This window comes from Litorivivens sp., from assembly GCF_041625495.1.
Classification (GTDB): Bacteria; Pseudomonadota; Gammaproteobacteria; order Pseudomonadales; family Spongiibacteraceae; genus Litorivivens.
The window spans coordinates 1-3,692 of sequence record NZ_JBFJTH010000255.1 but is presented as its reverse complement, the minus strand read 5'-3'; the positions used below and the strand labels follow the sequence as shown (position 1 = coordinate 3,692).

At 56.6% G+C, this 3,692-nt stretch carries 4 protein-coding genes; 2 read left to right on the top strand and 2 right to left on the bottom strand.

The genetic code is table 11. From position 1 onward, the window contains the following. Together ABYP39_RS18020 and ABYP39_RS18015 are read left to right on the top strand one after the other, a co-directional pair. Window positions 1–333, top strand: a 333-nt coding sequence (locus ABYP39_RS18020) for an acyl-CoA dehydrogenase family protein (protein ID WP_372783995.1), incomplete at its 5' end; no start/stop codon positions are given. A 60-nt stretch (window positions 334–393) separates the two neighbouring features. After that, window positions 394–1,263: a helix-turn-helix domain-containing protein gene (locus ABYP39_RS18015; protein WP_372783993.1), complete on the top strand. Its 870-nt coding sequence runs from the start codon at window positions 394–396 to the stop codon at window positions 1,261–1,263. 8 nt (window positions 1,264–1,271) lie between these two features. Here the strand turns inward: ABYP39_RS18015 and ABYP39_RS18010 are convergent, their stop codons facing one another. After that, window positions 1,272–1,937 (bottom strand): fumarylacetoacetate hydrolase family protein, encoded by a 666-nt coding sequence (locus tag ABYP39_RS18010; protein WP_372748232.1) that lies wholly within the window; start codon window positions 1,935–1,937, stop codon window positions 1,272–1,274. An 85-nt stretch (window positions 1,938–2,022) separates the two neighbouring features. Further along, window positions 2,023–3,522 (bottom strand): amidase, encoded by a 1,500-nt coding sequence (locus ABYP39_RS18005; RefSeq protein ID WP_372783991.1) that lies wholly within the window; start codon window positions 3,520–3,522, stop codon window positions 2,023–2,025. Window positions 3,523–3,692 lie beyond the last annotated feature (170 nt).

Sequence of the window (3,692 nt, the reverse complement as noted above, 5' to 3'; positions counted from 1 at the left end):
CTCGACAATCAGGTGGTGCACTTCCGTCTGGCCGAGCTGCTAACCGAAGTGACTGCCCTGCGAGCCCTGACCTACGATGCTGTAGAAGGCTATATCAATGGCGAAGATGTCACTATGAAGGCGTCGATGGCGAAATTGAAAGTGGGCCGTCTGCAGCGTGAAGTGACGGATGCTTGTCTGCAATATTGGGGCGGCATGGGCTTTATGTGGGATAACCCGGTGGCGCGCGCCTACCGCGATACGCGGATTACCTCCATTGGCGGCGGTGCCGACGAGGTGATGCTCAGCATAATTTGCAAAATGATGGGAACATTGCCGGGTAAGGCGAAATAAGCCTCGGCTGACGGGGCCGCTTGGCCCCGGCGCTTGCAATCGGACGTCGTCACGTCAAGAATGGCGCATTCTGTAGCGCGCTCATCTCAAATAATGTCAAAAAACGAAATCTCCAGTGTCTTTAGCCGCTTTCTGCGCTTTTGGCGTAGTGTGCATAAAGTTAGCCAGGAAGAGCTAGCCTATCGGCTAGATAGCTCGCCGCGTCATATCAGCCGACTGGAAAATGGTTCGAGCCGGCCCAGCGAAGCCATGGTGACGGAAATCGGCGAGGCGCTGTCGCTGGGATCGCGCGACCGGAATCATCTTCTGCTCGCGGCAGGATTTGCGCCGGCCAACGAAGGTCGCGATTTTAACTCCCCTGAACTTAAGTGGCTGCGCAAGGCGATGATCATGAACCTGCGCGCGCTGGACCCCTATCCGACGTCTGTGGTGGATGGCGCGGCGAACCTGCTAATGGTGAATCGCGGCTGGGTGAGCTTTTATTCTCATGTGGTAGAAGACGAAGAACTCAATAACGTTAGCAATCTTTACGATTTCATTTTCGACCGCCAAGGCGCCGGTAATATCATCAGCGATTGGGAAGACACGCTTTCCGCGATATTGATGTCGATACAGCAAACGGCACTGTTTACCAATGATGAAACAACCAAGGCGACGTTGGAACGTTTGCAGCGGTATCCGAGTGTGCCGGAAGACTGGCAGCAAAGAGCGGCGCGCACGGAGCCTATGGCCAGTTTCAAAGTGCAAATTCCGATTGATGGCACACTGAAGCGCTTTTTCAGTGTGGGGACGATGGCTGGCGCTTTGGGTCCTAACGCGTTTGCTTCAGAACCCAGGCTAAGTATTTTTACGCTTTATCCGGAAGATGACAGCTTTGATTTCGATGCGCTGCTGGATGAAAGTAAAACGCATCCACTCTTGTTTTATTAGCCAGCCCGCTAGGCTACGGTTGTTTCAAGGCTAAGCACGTTTGCCAATCTCATGGACAGGCGGTCACCGCTGACGAGAGGCCCCACCCCTTGCGGTGTGCCGGTGAGTACGATGTCGCCGGGTTCCAGCGTGAAGTAACGGCTGATTTCACATAGCAGGCGGGGAATGGGGAACAGCATATCGCTGCTGTTTCCGGTTTGGCGGGCTTGTTCGTTAACAGCAAGGCCGATGTCGATCCGGTTTAATGGCGGGCACTGGCTTACCGGGACAAAGTGCGATATTGCACAGCTACCGTCGAAAGCCTTGGATTTCTCCCAAGGTCTGCCTGTCTTTTTCAGCGTACTTTGCAGGTCGCGCAGGGTCAGATCCAGTGCCAGCGCGATGCCGCTGACAGCGCCCCGGGCCTCGGATTCGTCGCAGTCCTGCAGTTTTCGGCTGATCAGCACGGCAATTTCAAGTTCATGGTGCACGGCGCCGCGTGTTTGTGGAATGTTCAGCGGCTGATGCAGGCTCTGCAATGCCGTGCCGGGTTTGATAAACAGTACTGGTTCATCCTCTGCAGGCGTGCTGTTCATTTCCTGCACGTGCAGCGCGTAATTTAATCCGGCGCAGACAATTTTTCCGGTCTGCAACTCTATAACCTGGCCGTCCTGCCATTGGTGTTGGAATCCCATACTGCTCCTGTCTGACTATCGCGTTTAGGGTGCCGTCGCGTTGTCTATCTTTCGAGAATAGCGGATCGCGCGAAAAGCGCGAATCTTATTCGGTAAACAAGGGGGCTCTCATATGCCACCAGGGTTTTGCCTGTTCAAGCTGTACGGCCAGTTGAAACAGCACGTCGTCGCGGCCGAATTGTCCGGTAAACATCATGCCAACGGGCAACTTGTCATCATTCCAGTGCAGTGGCAGCGAGACGGACGGATTGCCGGTGATATTAAAGGCCATGGTCGCGCTGACCCAATCGAATGCCTGGTCGGCCAGCCGCTGCAGCGTGGTGGCGTTGGCGCTCAGCTTGCCCAAGGGGACGCGACTTGCCAGCGGCGCCAGCCATTTCTCGAGGCCGCGTGATTTGAAATAACCGTGCTCCACGGGTGGCCCGCTGAGTGTGGGCGTGAGAAAAATGTCATAGCTTTGCATAAAGGCTTCAAAGCGCCGGCTTTCTGTATAGAGGCGGCGATGGGCGATGTCGAACTGGGCAGCGGAAAAACTGCGTCCAAGCTGCGCCAGCATCCAGGTTTCCGGTTCCAGCTCGCTATAGCGCAGTTTGCGGCCAAGTAAATCCTCAGTGGCCTGAATTTCCCCCCCGACCGACGTAGCGATACGCAGTAGGTAGCCTTCCGTCAGTGCCCCTACGGAAAAGGGGGGGTGAGCTTGCGTGACCTCATGGCCGAGTTCCTGCAAGAGCGTAACGGTCTGGTTCAGCCCCTTGATCGCATCCGGGTGAAGTTTGCCATCGCGCATCAGCGGTTGGTCAGAAAAGGCGATACGCAATTTTTTCGGTGCCCGGGTGCAGGCATCGAGAAGCGTGCCTGTCAGAGGAGGTTCGGCGTAAGGCGCGCCGAGATCAGTGCCTCGAATCGCATCGAGCATGGCGGCGCTATCGCGAACACTGCGGGTGATAACGCCGTCCTGTACCTGGCCGTACCATGGATCGCCGTGCATTGGGCCGTGGGGCACGCGGCCTCGCGAGGCTTTGAATCCCACGAGCCCTCCGCAGGCTGCCGGAATGCGCAGTGAACCGCCGCCGTCACCGCCGCTGGCCATAGGCACAATGCCAGCTGCAACCGCTGCGCCTGAACCACCGCTGGAGCCGCCCACGGTGCGCTGCGGATTCCAGGGATTGCGGCAAGTGCCGTGTAGTGCCGGCTCTGTGGCGCCAACAATCGCAAATTCAGGGGTGTTGGTTTTGCCAAAGGTGACTACTCCGCTGGCCTTGAAACGCTTGACGAGTTCGCAGTCGTAGTCCGGCACATACTCTTTGAAGGCGCGGCTGCCGTTGGTCAGGGGGACGCCGGCATAGGCGGCGCAGAAATCTTTCAGTAGAAAAGGCACGCCAGTGAACGGGCCTTTGGGTAGCGGATTGGCGATGGTCTGTCTGGCCACCTCGTCCATCGGATGTACGACCGCGTTAATCTCTGGGTTTACCGCGTCGCGGCGCCGAATGGCTTCGTCCAGCAATTCGCTGGGGGTTACCTGGCCATCGGCAACCAGTTTGGCCAGGCCCAGTGCGTCGTAATCGGCGTATTCCTTAAAAGACATTCGCTTACCTGCTTTTATCGTTAGAGTTGTCAGTGTTAACACCGTGCTGCATTATAGCTTGATGGGTGAGTACCATATCAATGGTCCGGTAATGTCCGTTTTTATGTTCTATAGTCCCCCGGCTCTCTGAGGAGTTGGGTGGGCACACTGCACTTGCCATGGTGTTTTCT

Bases quoted from the DNA above. Each gene is read 5' to 3' on its own strand.
- ABYP39_RS18005 (WP_372783991.1), bottom strand. From the start codon at position 3,522: ATGTCTTTTAAGGAATACGCCGATTACGACGCACTGGGCCTGGCCAAA.
- ABYP39_RS18015 (WP_372783993.1), top strand. From the start codon at position 394: ATGGCGCATTCTGTAGCGCGCTCATCTCAAATAATGTCAAAAAACGAA.
- ABYP39_RS18010 (WP_372748232.1), bottom strand. From the start codon at position 1,937: ATGGGATTCCAACACCAATGGCAGGACGGCCAGGTTATAGAGTTGCAG.